This window comes from Desulfovibrio legallii, assembly GCF_900102485.1.
Lineage (GTDB): Bacteria > Desulfobacterota > Desulfovibrionia > Desulfovibrionales > Desulfovibrionaceae > Desulfovibrio > Desulfovibrio legallii_A.
This window is the reverse complement of the sequence record NZ_FNBX01000009.1, coordinates 99008-114305: the sequence shown is the minus strand read 5'-3', so window position 1 is coordinate 114305 and position 15298 is coordinate 99008. Positions and strand designations below refer to the sequence as shown.

General features: G+C 65.9%; 14 protein-coding genes and 1 rRNA gene. 6 read left to right on the top strand and 9 right to left on the bottom strand.

Annotated features, from left to right (window positions below; all coding sequences use genetic code 11):
• The 3 genes from BLS55_RS07045 to pdxS form a co-directional block, all read right to left on the bottom strand.
• A 16S ribosomal RNA gene (locus BLS55_RS07045) occupies window positions 1-136 on the bottom strand; the annotation flags it as partial.
• Window positions 137-790: 654 nt separating this feature from the next.
• Complete coding sequence (gene pdxT / locus BLS55_RS07040) at window positions 791-1369, bottom strand: pyridoxal 5'-phosphate synthase glutaminase subunit PdxT (RefSeq protein WP_092153754.1); 579 nt, start codon at window positions 1367-1369, stop codon at window positions 791-793.
• A 2-nt stretch (window positions 1370-1371) separates the two neighbouring features.
• Window positions 1372-2253 carry a pyridoxal 5'-phosphate synthase lyase subunit PdxS gene (pdxS, locus tag BLS55_RS07035; protein ID WP_092153752.1) on the bottom strand — a complete coding sequence of 294 codons (882 nt, stop codon included), beginning with the start codon at window positions 2251-2253 and terminating at the stop codon, window positions 1372-1374.
• A 228-nt stretch (window positions 2254-2481) separates the two neighbouring features.
• Between pdxS and BLS55_RS07030 the strand changes: the two genes are divergently transcribed.
• The 6 genes from BLS55_RS07030 to ilvC all read left to right on the top strand — a co-directional run bounded on the left by BLS55_RS07030 (window position 2482) and on the right by ilvC (window position 7210).
• A complete protein-coding gene (locus tag BLS55_RS07030) occupies window positions 2482-3147 on the top strand; it encodes an HAD family hydrolase (RefSeq protein ID WP_092153750.1) in 666 nt (221 codons plus the stop codon).
• A 71-nt stretch (window positions 3148-3218) separates the two neighbouring features.
• Window positions 3219-3521, top strand: coding sequence for a YggT family protein (locus tag BLS55_RS07025; protein ID WP_092153748.1), 303 nt, complete (start codon window positions 3219-3221; stop codon window positions 3519-3521).
• Between the two features lie 75 nt (window positions 3522-3596).
• The gene (locus BLS55_RS07020) at window positions 3597-3824 is read left to right on the top strand and encodes an HP1242/YdcH family protein (protein ID WP_092153747.1); all 228 of its coding nucleotides are present in this window, start codon (window positions 3597-3599) and stop codon (window positions 3822-3824) included.
• Window positions 3825-3848: 24 nt separating this feature from the next.
• Complete coding sequence (gene ilvB / locus BLS55_RS07015) at window positions 3849-5540, top strand: biosynthetic-type acetolactate synthase large subunit (RefSeq protein ID WP_092153745.1); 1692 nt, start codon at window positions 3849-3851, stop codon at window positions 5538-5540.
• 11 nt (window positions 5541-5551) lie between these two features.
• Complete coding sequence (gene ilvN / locus BLS55_RS07010; protein ID WP_092153743.1) at window positions 5552-6040, top strand: acetolactate synthase small subunit; 489 nt, start codon at window positions 5552-5554, stop codon at window positions 6038-6040.
• A 21-nt stretch (window positions 6041-6061) separates the two neighbouring features.
• On the top strand, window positions 6062-7210 hold the full coding sequence (ilvC, locus tag BLS55_RS07005; protein WP_257243169.1) for a ketol-acid reductoisomerase: 1149 nt from the start codon (window positions 6062-6064) through the stop codon (window positions 7208-7210).
• Window positions 7211-7544: 334 nt separating this feature from the next.
• Here ilvC and BLS55_RS07000 read toward each other — a convergent pair whose 3' ends face one another.
• The 6 genes from BLS55_RS07000 to BLS55_RS06975 form a co-directional block, all read right to left on the bottom strand.
• Window positions 7545-8324 (bottom strand): NADH-quinone oxidoreductase subunit B family protein, encoded by a 780-nt coding sequence (locus BLS55_RS07000; RefSeq protein WP_092153739.1) that lies wholly within the window; start codon window positions 8322-8324, stop codon window positions 7545-7547.
• 9 nt (window positions 8325-8333) lie between these two features.
• A complete protein-coding gene (locus BLS55_RS06995) occupies window positions 8334-9890 on the bottom strand; it encodes a hydrogenase large subunit (protein ID WP_092153737.1) in 1557 nt (518 codons plus the stop codon).
• Between the two features lie 48 nt (window positions 9891-9938).
• The gene (locus tag BLS55_RS06990) at window positions 9939-11432 is read right to left on the bottom strand and encodes a proton-conducting transporter transmembrane domain-containing protein (protein WP_092153735.1); all 1494 of its coding nucleotides are present in this window, start codon (window positions 11430-11432) and stop codon (window positions 9939-9941) included.
• Window positions 11433-11503: 71 nt separating this feature from the next.
• On the bottom strand, window positions 11504-12130 hold the full coding sequence (locus tag BLS55_RS06985; RefSeq protein ID WP_092153733.1) for a hydrogenase-4 component E: 627 nt from the start codon (window positions 12128-12130) through the stop codon (window positions 11504-11506).
• Window positions 12130-13071, bottom strand: coding sequence for a respiratory chain complex I subunit 1 family protein (locus BLS55_RS06980; protein WP_092153731.1), 942 nt, complete (start codon window positions 13069-13071; stop codon window positions 12130-12132). The genes BLS55_RS06985 and BLS55_RS06980 overlap by 1 nt, the downstream gene beginning before the upstream one ends.
• On the bottom strand, window positions 13068-15107 hold the full coding sequence (locus tag BLS55_RS06975; protein WP_092153729.1) for a proton-conducting transporter transmembrane domain-containing protein: 2040 nt from the start codon (window positions 15105-15107) through the stop codon (window positions 13068-13070). Before BLS55_RS06975 ends, BLS55_RS06980 begins: the two co-directional genes overlap by 4 nt.
• Between the last annotated feature and the right edge of the window lie 191 nt (window positions 15108-15298).

Genomic DNA, 15298 nt, shown 5'->3' with positions numbered 1-15298 from the left:
CATAAGGGCAGATTGTCCACGCGTTACTCACCCGTGCGCCACTCTACTTGGGGCCGAAGCCCCGTTCGCGTTCGACTTGCATGTGTTAAGCACGCCGCCAGCGTTCAATCTGAGCCAGAATCAAACTCTCCAGTTCAAATTCTGTACAAGATTCTTGCCCAATGGGCAAAAATCGGAATCTCAAAGATTTCCTTCCCACTCGCTATTCACTTGTCAATGAACCACTTGGCCTTCCGGCCCCGCCTTCCGTTTTCGGTCGGCGCGAGGAGCGTTTATGCTCCCTTTCGCTTCCAGAGTCAACTGCTTTTTTTCGTTCCCGGCGAAATTTCTTTCCGCCCTGCGTTGCCAAAAACCGTTTTTCTCAAGTCGCGCTGGGGAGTTATGCTCCCCCTCGCCGCATCTGTCAACCGTTTTTTTCGCAATCCGCAAAATTTCTTTTGCCTGGGGTTGCGCCGTTCCGGTTCGTTGCGGCGAAAGGCGAATGTAGTCCGGCGGCCACACTCTGTCAAACACTTTTTGCTTTTTTCCGCAAAAAGCCGGCACGTCCGCGCTGGGCGCGGGCCAGAGCACTTCATCTTTGAGATGCTGCGGCTGCGTGCCGCGCCATCGGCCCTGCCCCGCGGCAGCGGGGAGGCGCTTCTGGCCCCCGGCGCGCCTTACGCGCAGCCCTGAACAGAGAAAAGGGGGTTGAGAAAAAGGATGATGAAGGATGGGGGCATGGGGGAAGGGAACCTTTATGCACAAAAGTTCCCTTCCCCCACAAAAGCCCTCAAATCCCCCCCCTGCCGGATCAACGGCCGCACATGGAGAGGAAGTATTTGTGGAGGCGGGAGTCGGCAGTGAGCTCCGGGTGGAAGGATGTGGCCAGCACGTTGTTCTGGCGCACGGCCACGGCCTGGTCTCTGACCTGGGCCAGCACCTGCACCTTCGGCCCCACGCGGGTGATGACAGGCGCGCGGATAAACACGGCATGCACGGGTTCAGTGCCCAGGTCCGGCAGGGTCAGGTCCGTTTCAAAGCTGTCCACCTGGCGGCCAAAGGCGTTGCGCCGCACGGTGGCGTCCAGCACGCCCAGGCGCGGCTGCTCCGAATCTTCAATATCCTTGCAGAGCAGGATGAGCCCGGCGCAGCTGCCGTAGACGGGCATGCCGTCAAGAATACGGCGGCGCAGGGGCTCCAGCATCTGCCAGTCCTGCAGCAGCTTGCCCATGACCGTGCTTTCGCCGCCGGGCAGGACAATGGCGTCCAGGCCGTCCAGATCCTTGAGTTGACGCACTTCGCGGGCCGCGACGCCCAAGCGGGCCAGGGCCGTTACATGCTCGCGAAAGGCCCCCTGCAGGGCTAGCACGCCCACGCTGAGGTCGGCCACGGCTACCAGCCCCGTTCCTGCATGCGCTGTTCGGCGGGGATGGTGGAGATTTCAATGCCCACCATGGCTTCGCCCAGGTCGCGGGAGATTTCGGCCAGCACGGCGTAGTCCTTATAGTTGGTCACGGCCTGAACAATGGCCTTGGCGCGCTTGGCCGGGTCGCCGGATTTGAAGATGCCGGAGCCCACGAACACGCCGTCGCAGCCCAGGTGCATCATCATGGCGGCGTCGGCCGGGGTGGCGATGCCGCCGGCGGCGAAGTTGACCACAGGCAGGCGGCCTTCCTTGCGCACGGCGTAACAGACTTCCAGGGGCGCGCCGATCTCTTTGGCGAAGTTGGCCACTTCAGCCTCGGGCAGGGCACACAGGGCGCGGATTTCATCCATAACCTGGCGGCAGTGGCGCACGGCCTCCACCACATTGCCGGTGCCGGGCTCGCCCTTGGTGCGGATCATGGCCGCGCCTTCGGCGATGCGGCGCAGGGCTTCGCCCAGGTTGCGGCAGCCGCAGACAAAGGGCACGGTAAAGTCGCGCTTGTCGATGTGGTATTTGTCGTCGGCGGGGGTGAGCACTTCGCTTTCGTCGATGTAGTCCACGCCCAGGGCCTCAAGGATGCGGGCCTCCACAAAGTGGCCGATGCGGGCCTTGGCCATGACGGGGATGCTCACCACTTCCATGATTTTTTTGACGATGGTGGGATCAGCCATACGGGCCACGCCGCCCGCGGCGCGGATGTCGGCGGGCACGCGCTCCAGGGCCATGACGGCGCAGGCGCCCGCGTCTTCGGCGATCTTGGCCTGTTCGGGCGTAGTGACGTCCATGATCACACCGCCTTTGAGCATTTCCGCAAGGCCTGTCTTCAGGCGGATGGTGCCCTGTTCCATGATGCTTACTCCTTGTTGTGCCGGAAACCGGCCGGGCTTGCCCCGCCTGCCGGAACGGCAACGGGGCTGGCGTGTATATATGCAAATACGCCGCGCCTGACAATACTGCGCCTTGCGCTTCCTGCCGCCTCCGGCTATGCTGCGGTACAAAGGGGGAAGGATGCACGCCGAAGATGCAGCTTTGCGCCATACTGCCCGCCGCATGCGGCGGGGTTTTGAGGCCGGGTCATGAGCGCCCGGCTTTTTCCGCACGGGCTCGCCGGGGTCATTTTTGACTGCGACGGCGTGCTGCTGGATTCGCGCGAATCCAACGCCATCTTTTACAATAAGGTACTCTCTGTCTTCGGGCTGCCGCCCATGACGCCGGAGCAGGAAGAATACTGCTTCATGGCCACGGCGGGGCAGGCTCTGCGGCACATTGTGCCGCCCGATCTGCACCACCGCATTGAAGAGGTCGTTAGCCGCGATGTGGTTTATGACCGCGATATCGTGCCCTTACTGCGGCTGCAGGAGGGCTTCCGCCCTTTTGCGGATGACCTGCGCGCCCGCGGGGTGCGCATGGCCGTGCACACCAACCGCCGCCTGCACGGCATCCAAAGGGTTCTGGACATTTTTGCCCTGCCCTCCTATTTTGATCCTGTGGTCGCGGCGGATACAGCCGCGCCCAAGCCCTCGCCGGAAGGGGCGCAACGCATCTGCGCCGCCTGGGGCTGCAATCCGGCGGACGTGCTTTTTGTGGGCGACAGCGAGCACGACAAAACCACCGCGGAAGGGGCCGGGGTGGTTTTTGCCGCCTTTACCACCGGCCCCCTGCGCGGACGGATTACGGCGGCGGACTTTGCCGCGCTGCACGCCGCCCTCGCCGATGCCCTGCCCCGCAAGGCCGGGCGCTGAACGGACCGCCGCCCCGGGGCCGCGGCCCCGTGTTGTTTGCGGCTACACAAGACAACTACGCTGGAGGGCGCATGATTGTTCTTGCCAATACCCTGAGCGCCGTTGCCCTGGTGCTGGGGGGGCTTCTGAACCTCTATTTCTGGATTGTCATCATTGCGGCCGTGCTCACCTGGGTGCGGCCCGACCCGTACAATCCCATTGTACGCACCTTGCGCGCGCTGACAGAACCGGTCTTTTACCGGGTGCGCAAGTGGCTGCCCTTTACCTATACGGGCGGCATGGATTTTTCCCCGGTAGTGGTGCTGCTGGCCATTGAGCTTTTTAACCGCATTGTGGTTGCCTCGCTCGCCCAGTACGCCATGACCCTCAACTAGCCGCCGCGGCGGCCGAACCACGGTTTCACGCGCGGGGCAACCCGCGCACGAACACTATAACACGGGAGCGTTCGTATGGATCAGCACGAACTGGAAATGCTAGAAACCTATGCGGCTACTGATCCGGAGCTGAAATCCCTTTGGGAAGACCACGTACTCTACGAAAAGCAGGTGGAAAAACTGGAACACAAGGCTTTTCGTACCCCCACCGAGGAACAAACCCTCAAGCAGCTCAAAAAGCAGAAACTTGAGGGCAAAACCCAGCTTATGGCCATCCTTGACCGTCTGAAAAAGCAAGGATAGCCGGGCTGCTGTAAGGAGCCGGTTATGGAATGTACAGGTGCGCAGATTCTCCTCGAGTCCCTGAAGAGAGAAGGCGTGGACGTGCTGTTCGGGTATCCCGGCGGCGCGGTCATTGACATTTACGACGAGCTGCCGCGGCACCCTGAACTGCACCATGTGCTGGTACGGCACGAACAGGGTGCCGTACATGCGGCCGATGGCTACGCCCGCGCCTCCGGCAAGGCAGGCGTGTGTCTGGTGACCTCCGGCCCCGGAGCCACCAACACGGTAACGGGCATTGCCACGGCCTATGCCGACTCCATCCCGCTAGTGGTATTCACCGGCCAGGTACCCACGCAGCTCATCGGCAATGACGCCTTTCAGGAAGTGGACATCGTAGGCATTACGCGCCCCTGCACCAAGCATAACTTCCTGGTCAAGGACGTGCGCAAGCTGGCCGCGACCATCCGCCAGGCCTTCTTCCTGGCGCGGTCGGGCCGCCCCGGCCCCGTCCTGGTAGATCTGCCCAAGGACGTCATGCAGGCCAGGGCGGACTTCGTCTGGCCTGAAGCCGTCTCCATGCGCAGCTACAACCCCACCTACAAGCCCAACCTGAACCAGTTGCGCCGCACGGTGGAAGAGCTGGCCCGCGCGGAGCGCCCGGTCATCCTGGCCGGCGGCGGCGTGGTTATGGCCAATGCCGGCCAGGCCCTGACCAGCCTCGCCCGCAAGCTGCAGATTCCCGTCACCTGCACGCTTATGGGGCTGGGCTCCTTCCCCGCCACCGATCCCCTCTGGCTCGGTATGGTGGGCATGCACGGCACCTACGCGGCCAACCTGGCCATCAACAACGCCGACGTGCTCATGTGCGTGGGCGCGCGCTTTGACGACCGCGTTACCGGCAAACTGGCGGCTTTTGCGCCCAAGGCCCGCATTGTTCATATTGATATAGACCCCACCTCCATCCGCAAAAACGTGGAAGTGGAAGTGCCCGTGGTGGGCGACTGCCGCCTGGCCCTGGAAGGCATTGCCGAAATCTGCGAGGCCAAACAGCAGGGCCGGGACTGGGCCGGGCAGCACGCCGCCTGGCTTGCCGCCGTGGACCGCTGGAAGGAAAGCAAGCCCCTGGGCTACCAGAAAAACGGCCACCTCAAACCCCAGGAAGTGATCGAAACCCTCTACGATCTCACCGGGGGCGACGCCATTATTACGACCGAAGTGGGCCAGCACCAGATGTGGGTGGCCCAGTTCTATACCTTTACCAAGCCCCGCACCCTGCTCACCAGCGGCGGCCTGGGCACCATGGGCTACGGCTTCCCCGCCGCGGTGGGGGCGCAGTTCGCCTTCCCGCAAAAAAAAGTCATTACTGTGGCGGGCGACGCCTCGCTGCAGATGAATATCCAGGAGCTGGCCACCGTGGTGGCCAACAGGCTGCCCATCAAGGTCATCATCCTTAACAACCGCTACCTCGGCATGGTGCGCCAATGGCAGGACCTCTTTTACAACCACAACTACAGCTCCACCAACATGGAGGCCCAGCCGGACTTTGTAAAACTGGCCGAAGCCTACGGAGCTGAAGGCTACCGCATCACCAGCACGGCGGACCTGCGCCCCGTGCTGGAAAAGGCCCTGGGCACGCCCAACCCCGCCTTCATCGACGTGGTGGTGGAGCGGGAGGAAAACGTGTACCCCATCGTGCCCGCAGGCGCGGCGCTCGACGAAATGTTGCTGGTGTAAGGGAGGCGGCTATGCAACGACATGTGCTTTCCGTGCTGGTGGAGAACGAACCCGGCGTGCTCTCGCGCGTGGTGGGGCTGTTCAGCGGGCGCGGCTTCAATATCCATTCGCTCAATGTGGCCCCTTCCCTTGAAGAGGGCGTTTCACACATGACCATCACTACCGACAGCGACAGCCTGATTCTGGAGCAGATCATGAAGCAGCTCCACAAAATCGTCTCTGTCATCAAGGTGGTGGACTTTGCGGACATCCCCGCCGTGACGCGCGAAATGATGTTCGTCAAGGTTCAGGCCGAAGGCCCGGCCCGCGGCGAAATCCTGCGCACGGTGGAAATCTTCCGCTGCAAGGTGGTGGACGTAAGCCACAATGAGATGACCATCGAGGCTACGGGCGACCAGGAAAAACTGGACGCCATCCTGGGCCTGCTGCAACGCTTCGGCATTAAGGAAGTGGCCCGCACCGGGGCCGTGGCCATGCGCCGCTCCAAAAAAACCGATTGACGTTGCCCCCCTTCCGGGGGCATGCCCAAAAGACGCGCACACGGTCCCCCCCCCCACGGGGGGGGACTTACGGCCCCGGCTTTGGGCGTCGGGTTTCAAGCCGCTGCTCCTCCACGCGCGGGCGGGGAGGAACCCTTTTTTAACCGTGAGTACTCAGAGGAAGTTCAGATGAAAGTTTACTACGATCAGGATGCGGACCTCAGTTGCCTCAAAAACAAGACCGTGGCCATCATCGGCTACGGCAGCCAGGGCCATGCCCACGCCCAGAACCTGCGCGACTCCGGCGTCAAGGTTGTGGTGGGCCAGCGCCCCGGCGGCCCCAACTACGCGCTGGCCAAAGAACACGGCTTTACCCCCGTCTCCGCCGCCGAAGCCGCCGCCCAGGCCGACCTGATCATGATCCTCCTGCCTGACGAAGTGCAGGCCGCCGTGTACGAAAGCGACATCAAGCCCCACCTGACCAAGGGCAAGGCCCTGCTCTTCGCCCACGGCTTCAACATCCACTTCAGCCAGATCCTGCCGCCCAAGGACGTGGACGTCTTCCTCATCGCGCCCAAAGGCCCCGGCCACCTGGTGCGCCGCACCTTCACCGAAGGCGGGGGCGTGCCCTGCCTGGTGGCCATTGAGCAGGACGCCACCGGCTCCGCCCTCAAGACGGCCCTGGCCTATGCCAAAGGCATCGGCGGCACCCGCTCCGGCGTCATCGAAACCACCTTCCGCGAAGAAACCGAAACCGACCTCTTCGGCGAGCAGGCCGTGCTCTGCGGCGGCCTCTCCGCCCTGATCAAGGCCGGCTTTGAAACCCTGGTGGAAGCCGGCTACCAGCCGGAAATGGCCTTCTTTGAATGCATGCACGAAATGAAGCTCATCGTGGACCTCATCTACGAGGGCGGCCTCTCCCGCATGCGCTACTCCATCAGCAATACCGCTGAATACGGCGACTACGTCTCCGGCCCGCGCCTGATCAACGAAAATGTGAAGAAGGAAATGAAGGCCGTGCTCAAAGACATCCAGTCCGGCGTTTTCGCCCGCGACTTCATCCTCGAAGCCCGCGCCCGCTACCCCATGTTCCTCACCACCCGCCGCAACGAATCCGAGCACCAGATCGAAAAGGTGGGCAAAGAACTGCGCGGCATGATGTCCTGGCTCAAAAAAGACAAGGTTGACTAGCCTTCCGGATAAAGCCCACAGCTGCAAATGCTGCCTTCAGCGGCCCCTGTCCACGGACAGGGGCCGCTTTGTTGCAGAAAAAGCAAAGCGCGCCGCCGTCACATCCCCCACGCCGGACTGCTCCCCTCCGATGCATGCAACCGCAGTCCCCTTTTATCCACAACAGCAAAGCGGCGGTCCAGTTTCCCGAACCCACCGCTTCTGTTGCGCCTTTGCGGCGGGCAGCCGCATGTGCGGGCGTCAATGCAATTTATTGGGGCTGTTAAATGCCGGAACGAGTCTGCCGTAAACTTTGAAATGCCTCTTCGCAGCGGCAGTCTGCGCTACAAAAAAACTACCCTCGCAGCAGGAGCAGGCCGTCCAGGATAGTCCAGGGATTGGGCGGACAGCCGGGGATGAAAAGGTCCACAGGCAGCAGCTCCGAGACGCCGTTGCAGCACTGCGGCGCGTCGCGAAACAGGCCTCCGGAAATGGCGCACGCGCCCACGGCCAGCACCAGGCGCGGCTCCGGCACGGCATGGTAGGCATCCAGCAGGGCCAGGCGCATGTTTTCCGTCACCGGGCCCGTGACGGCAAGGCCGTCCGCATGCCGCGGCGAAGCCACAAAGTCGATGCCGAAGCGGCCCAGGTCATAGACCAGGGTGGTGAGCACGTTGCAGTCCGCCTCGCAGGCGTTGCAGCCTCCGGCGCTGACCTGGCGCAGCTTGAGGGAGCGGCGAAAAAGGGCGAACTTCTCCCGCGCGGCCTGCGGCGCGGTCCGGGCTTTTTCCGTCGGCGCCGCCAGCGGTCCGGGGCGCACCAGCAGGTCTTCGCGGGCAAAGACGGCCAGGCGGTGTTCGCCCGTGAAGGCAATGGCCCCCTTGGGGCAGACGGCGCGGCAGGCCCCGCAAAAGGTGCAGCGCCCCATATCCAGGGTGGGGGTGCCGTCTTCGGCCCCCGGCGTGGGCAGCAACGCGCCTGTGGGGCAGGCGTCCAGGCAGGCCCGGCACGCGCCGCAGGCCACCTGCGCGAGCTCGGGCCGCCCCAGAAAGCGGGGCGAAAGCGCGGGCTGCCGCCGGGGGTAGTCCAGCGTGCGGTATTTCTGGTGCAGACGTTCCCGAATGATGCGCAACATGGCAAGGCCTCACAAATCGTGGCCGCAGTAAGAAAGGTTGAAGCTCTTATTGCAGAGCGGAAAGTCCGAAATCTGATTGCCGCGCAGGGCCACGGCCAGCCCCGGCCAGTTGCGGAAGGAAGGATCCACGACCTTGTAGACCAGCAGCCCGCCCTCCGGATCGGTCACGGCCAGGTGACAGATCTCGCCCCGCCAGCCCTCCACCTGCGCCACGCCCAGCGTGTCGGGCGGCAAAGGGGCGCAGTCCTCCGCTTCGGGCGCGGCCGCATTGCCGGGCATGGCCGCCAGGGCGGCCAGGTCCAGCTCCAGCAGGCGCAAGGCGTCGTCCAGCTCCGCGCTGCGCGTCAGGGTGCGGGCCAGCACGTCGCCGCCCTCCGCAACGCGCACTGCGCAGCCGACGCTGGGCAGATCCGCCAGGGGAAAGTGGAAGCGCGCGTCCAGCGCAAGCCCGCAGGCCCGCGCCGCCGGGCCCACCAGGCCCAGCGCCCGCGCCGTTGCCGCGTCCACCGCCCCGGTACCCGCAAGGCGCTCCAGCACGCTCTGGCTGTGCAGCATAACGTCCACGGCCCCGCGCGCGTCGCGCCCGGCTTCCCGCACGCGCGCCAGCAGGTCGGCGCACTGCTCCGGGGCAAGGTCGCAGGCCACGCCGCCGGGGCGCAGCAGTCCGCGCCCGAAACGATTGCCGCACAGGCTGGCCGTAAGGTTGAGAAAATCGCCGCGGATGCGTCCGTTCCAGGAGGACGTGGGCAGAAAGCCCGTGTCGCCCGCAATGGCCCCCAGGTCGCCCACATGGTTGGCCAGGCGCTCCAGCTCCAGGCCGATGCGCCGCAGCCTCTGGGCGCGCGGGGCGGCCACCCGGCCCGCCAGGCGCTCCAGCAGCACGCAGTGGGCCGTGGCGTGGCCCACGGTCGTGTCGCCCGCCGCGCACTCCAGCAGCGGCAGGCGGCGGCGCGCCGCCCCCTCCAGCAGCAGCTTCTCCAGACCCCGGTGCTGATAACCCAGGGCTATTTCCAGATGGAGCACGTTTTCGCCGTAGCACTGAAAGCGGAAGTGCCCCGGCTCAATGACCCCGGCGTGCACCGGCCCCACGGCCACCTCGTGGATTTCTTCGCCCCGCACCCGATAGAAGGGATAGGGGGCGGCACGGCCGGCGGCGGATGCGGCATCGGGGCCGCCTGCCGCCCTGGTCCTGGCCTGGGCCTGGGCTGCGTCGGGAATGCGGCGCACGGGCTTGAGCCAGGGATGGCCCAAGGGCTCCACACCCCACTGCTCAAAAATTTCGCGCTCAAAGAGCTGCGCTTGCGGACAGGCGGCGGCAAGGGAAGGAAAGCCGCGCAGCGGCGGCGTGCGCAGGGCCTCCAGGTAGTGCGAGCTGTCCTGGGCCAGCACGCAGCACAGGCCGATGTTGCCGCTCAAATCTCTGGGGGCGTCCGCCTCCGGCAGGCCGAACAAAGCCAGCAGCCGCCAGCCTTCGGCCAGGCGGGCGCGGATATGGTCGCGCAGATCCTCCACGGAAACCGGCGGCATGCCCGCCAGGGGCACGGTATCGCGGTAGTCGAACAGCATACGTCTCACCTGCGCGCCGGGGGCGCAAAAAGCGGTTAGGCCGCGCCGTCAGCCGCCGATGAGGGCGGCGGCGCGGGTCAGAAAATCCCAAAGCCCGTCGGGCACCCACAGGCCCAGGGTCAGCACGGCCAGGCCCAGGGCCAGGGGCGGCAGCACGCTGCACAGCGCCTCCCGGCGGACGGCGGGCATATCCGTAGGCCGGTTGCCCTGCACCATGCGCAGCACCGCCACGGAAAGCCCCACAAAAATCACGGCCAGCAACAGCAGGTAGGCGGCGGCAATCCAGGGCCGGTCCGCCGCCAGCATGCCCTTAAAGATGAGCAGCTCGCTGACGAAGATCCCAAAAGGCGGCGAGCCCGCCACGGCCAGGAAGCCCGCGGTCCAGAGGGCGGCGGTAAAGGGCATGGTCCAGCGCATGCCGCGCACGTCGTAGCTGGAATAGGTGTGGTAGCGGGCCAGAATGTTGCCGGAAAGCAAAAAAAGCATGCACTTGACCAGGGAATGACAGACAGCGTGCAGCATGGCCCCGGAAACGGCCAGGCCGCCCACGCCCACCCCCAGGGCCAGAATGCCCATGTGCTCCACGCTGGAATAGGCCAGCATGCGCTTGTAGTGCCCCTGCCCCACGATGAAGACGGCGGCTGTCAGAAGCGAAAGCAGCCCCAGAACCGTGAGCATACCGCCGGAAAGCCCGCCCAGCCCCGCGGCCAGCATAATCTGGTGGCCGCGCAGCATGCCCAGCATGGCGCAGTTGAGCAGGGCCCCCGAGAGCAGGGCCGAAACCAGCGAAGGGGCCTGGCTGTGGGCGTCGGGCAGCCAGTTGTGCAAGGGGGCGAGGCCCATCTTGGTGCCGTAGCCCACCAGCAAAAAAACAAAGGCCGCCTTGAGCCAGGTGGGTTCCGCCTGGGCGGCGTGGCGCACAAACCAGCCCGCCTGGTCCAGGCCCGCGGCGTCCCCCGCCGCTGACGCGCCGTGAAAGGCCACGGCCAGCAGAATGTTGCCCAGCAGGGCCAGGGCAATGCCCACGGAGCAGATGATCAAATACTTCCAGGTGGCTTCCAGCGAGCTTTTGTGGCGGTGAAAATAGATCAGCGGCGCGCTGGAAAGGGTGGTGGCTTCAATGCCCACCCACTGCGCGCCCAGATGCGGGGTGACGGTCACCAGGGTCATGGAGGCCAGAAAAAAGCACAGGCAGGCCGTAAAGCGGCGTTCGGGCGCGTTGGTGAAGCGCCCGTGGTCCAGGATATTGGTGTGCTCGCCGATGCGTTCTTCTTCGCGCAGGTAGTGCACGGCGTAGACCGAGGCCGCCAGAAAAAGCAGGCTGGCCAGGGCCAGAAAAAGCGCGCCCAGGGCGTCCGGGGCCAGCAGGCCGCCCAGGGCCGTGGGCGTCTCCCCTTGCGCCACGCGCGCGGCCACGGCGCAGGCCAGCACGGCATGGATCAGGGCCGTAAGGGGCAACCCCGCCCGGCAAACCCCGGCGCGGCCCCAGAGCAGCATGGCGCAGCCCACGGCCAAGGGCAGAAAAAGCAGGGTCGTCAGCATGGGCGCGTTCCACGGAGCGCGGCTCCGGCAAAGAGGTGTCGTGTCTTCATGCCGTATGCCTTCTGCACGGGCTAATCCCGCAGGCTGCGGAACCCCGCCACGTCAATGGAGGCGAAGGAATCGCTGATGTGGTTGATGGCAATGCCCATAACAAATACGGCCACAAACACGTCCAGAAGCAAGGCCAGCTCAAACCAGACCGTGCCTGCAGTCATAAGGGGCATGCCCAGCAGAAAAATGCCGTTTTCCGCCACCAGGTAGCCCATAACCTGGGTGATGGCCTTGATGCGGCCCACAATGAGGATAAGCCCGCAGAACAGGGTGGTCAGCCCAGCGGGCAGGAGCATGGGCGGAAACAGCCCCGGCGGCATGACCAGCCTGCCGTCCAGCCAGATGGCAAAGGCCAGCCCGGCCATGCCCGCCAGCGCGCCCAGGCCCACGCGGCGGGCCGGACAGATCAGCGCGGCCGCAGGCAGCCGACGCTGGGTGCGCCAGAGCAGACCGGGCAGCAGCGCGCCTTTGATGCACAGCACGGCCCCGGCCAGCAGCCCGTGGTCCAGGCTGAGCAGCAACGCCGCCAGCAGCAGGCCCTGCAGGGCCGTGAGGCGGGTCATGCCGGCCACGCGCCGCGTGCCCAGCAAAAGGACGTCGCTGAGGACCAGCAAAAAAAGACAGGATTGCAGCAGCGTGGTCATCATCACCTCGCCTGAAGCAGGATAAGAGCCAGGGTGGCCATGATCCCCGCGCCGCCCAGCAGCCAGGGCACCCGCTCCAGGCGCAGGCGGGCCATGACCGATTCCACCACGCCCACGGCCACGGCCAGCAGCAGCACCAGCAGGAGCCGCAGCCCGGCCTGCTGCCACACGGGCAGGGCCGGGGCCAGCAGGCCCGCCGTGAGCGCGGCAAAAAACCAGAGCTTAAGGGCCGCGCCGTACACGATGCAGGCCAGATTAGGGCCCGAGTGGTCCAGAACCATGACCTCATGGATCATGGTCAGTTCCAGATGGGTATTGGGATCGTCCACCGGGATGCGGCAGTTCTCCACCAGCAGCAGGATGAAGAAGATGACGGGCAGCAGAAGCAGCGCCCCGTTGCCGCGCAGCCACGCCCCGGCCGTCTGGCCGCCGAACATGGCGGAGAGCGTGAAGGCCGTGTCCGTGCCCCGGCCCAGATCCAGACAAAGACTGGTCAAGGCCATGAGCGCCAGAAAAAGGACCGGCTCCGCCAGAGCGGAAAACGCGGCTTCACGGCTGGCCCCCATGCCTTCAAAGGCGGAGCCCGTGTCCAGGGCCGCCAGCATGAGGGCAAAGCGCCCCAGGCCCAGCAGGTAGGCCGCCAGCACCGCATCGCCCGTAAATGCCAGGGGCGAGACCGCGCCGCCCAGCGGCAGCAGCGCCAGGGCGCAGAGCGCGCCCGCCAGGCCTATGGCGGGCGCAACGGCAAAAACCCAGGTGGTGGTGCGGCTGCGCGCCTCGCCCTTGCGCAGCAGCTTGGCCAGGTCGTAGTAGGTCTGCAGCAGGGGCTTGCCGTGGCGTCCGGCAAATTTGGCCTTGACCCTGTTGATGATTCCGGGCAGGAGCGGAGCCAGAATCAGGGCCAGGGCGAACTGGAAAAGATAGACCGCGGAGGCCCCGTTCATGACCGCAGCCCCCAGACCAGCAGCCCCACAAGCGCGGCCAGAATATACAGGATATAGAGATGGATTTTGCCGTGCTGGATGACCTTGCAGGCATTGCAGAGGCGTTCCACGGCCGCGAACAGGGGGGCGAACAGGCCGCTGCGCAGGCGGTCCGGCGCGCTGACGTGCAGCTCCCCCGGCTGCGGGAACAGGCCGGAGTCCAGCTCCAGCCGGACTTTCAGGCCCATGACCGGCGCGAAAATTCTGGCCGTGGGCTCGGTAAAGCCCGCGTCAGTGTACTGAATGCGCGGCGAAGCGTCCTGAAAGCCGCACCCCCAGGTGGGCACGGAAGCCGTGACGCGCTTTTTGAGCAGCAGGCGGCGCGTCAGCAGCAAAAGCAGAACCAGAACCAGCCCCGCGCCGCCCACCTGCGCCACGGCAACCAGGCTTTGGCGCGCCTGAGCCAGATCGGCCCGGCCGGCGTCCGCCAGGTGCGGCGGCAGGGGCAAGGCCGCCTGGGCGGCTGCGGCGGCCAGGTCCAACAGCCAGGGCCCGGCCAGGCCACCGCCGCAACAGACTGCGGCGGGCAGGGCCAGGGGCCAGAGCGTCCGCCAGGAGGCCGGATGCGCCGCGGCCGCAAAGGGGGAACGCGGCTCCCCCAGAAACGTGATGCCGTAGGCCTTGGCATAAAGGGCCGCCGCCAGGCCGCTGATGGCCGCCAGCCCGGCCAGGGCCAGAAGCAGGCCCATCTGCCGCTCCACGCCGTTCAGGGCCGGAGCGTCCAGCAGGGAAAGGGCCAGGGCAAGCTCGCCCGTAAAGCCGTTGAACGGCGGCAGACAGGCGATGGCCGCCGCGCCCGCGGCAAAGGCCGCGCCCAGCAGGGGCAGCCGCCGCTGCAGACCGCCCAGCAGGGGCATGCGCACCGTGCCCGCGGCGTGCAGCACTTCGCCTGCGCAGAGAAAAAGCAGCCCCTTGAAGGCCGCATGGTTGCTCATGTGCAGCAGCGCGCCCGCGCAGCCCAGCACGGCGATCCAGGCGTTGCCGTTGGCCTGCCCCACCAGCCCCGCGCCCAGGCCCAGGACCATGAGGCCCATATTCTCCACGCTGGAATAGGCCAGCAGGCGTTTGAGGTTGCTCTGCGCGGCGGCCTTGAGAATGCTCATAAGCCCGGTGGTCAGGCCCAGGAGCAAGAGCGTCCAGCCCCACCACTCCGGGGCCGCGCCCGCTGGGGCCAGCAGGCCGGGCACGCGCATCAGCCCATATAGCCCGGCATTGATCATGGCTCCGGAAAGCAGGGCGGAAACATGGCTCGGCGCGGCGGGGTGCGCCTCAGGCAGCCAGATGTGCAGCGGCGCAAGCCCGGCCTTGGCGCCGAAGCCCAGCACGGCGAGGACAAAAAGGGCCGTGAGCGTGCCGGGCCCGGCCTGGCCCGGAGTCAGGGGCAGCCCCTCCCCCGGCAGCAGCAGGGTGCTGCCTGAGACCTGCCAGAGCAGGGCAAAAAAGGCCAGCAGAGCCACGGCCCCCAGGTGGGCCGCCACCAGGTAGATCCAGGAGGCGTCGCGCACCTGGCTGTCGCCGTCATTGAAATCAATGAGAAAAAAGGGCGCAAGGGACATGAGCTCCCAGGCCAGCAGAAAAAGCACGGCGTCCCGCGCGGCCATGACCAGGGCCAGCCCCAGCAGAAGCATGAGGAAGAAAAACCAGTGCGCCCCCAGGTTGTGGTGTTTGGGGTTCTCGTGCCGCAAGGCCAGGCCCCCGGCGGCAGCGCAGGCCAGCCCCAGGCCGAAGACGGGCAGCAGGAACAGACGGCTCAGGGCGTCCAGCCCCAGAACGCATGCGCCCACGGGCAGGCCCAGGGGCAGCTGCAGGCTGAGCGCGGCGGACCACGGCCCTGCGCCCACGGCGCACAAGCCCGTAAGACAGGCGGCCCCGGCCCCGCACGCGCCCGCCAGATTGGCCGCGCGGCCCACAGCCCTGGAGGGCCGGCGCACGGCCATCAGGGCGCAGAAGGCGGCGGCCGCCGCAAGCAGGCAGAGAGCCAGAATAAAAAGAAACATAGCGGCGCGCCTAGACCGGCACGCGGCGGGCGATAAGGCGCGCGCCGGGGCGGAACGGCCCGTTCAGGGCCGGAACACAATTGCGGACAGACATGCTTCCCCCAGAGAAAGGCGGTTGCCGCCGGGCAACCGCAAGCCGAGGCACCATAGCCCTAATGCGCGGCCAAAGCAATGGCGTTACGGTAAACTTT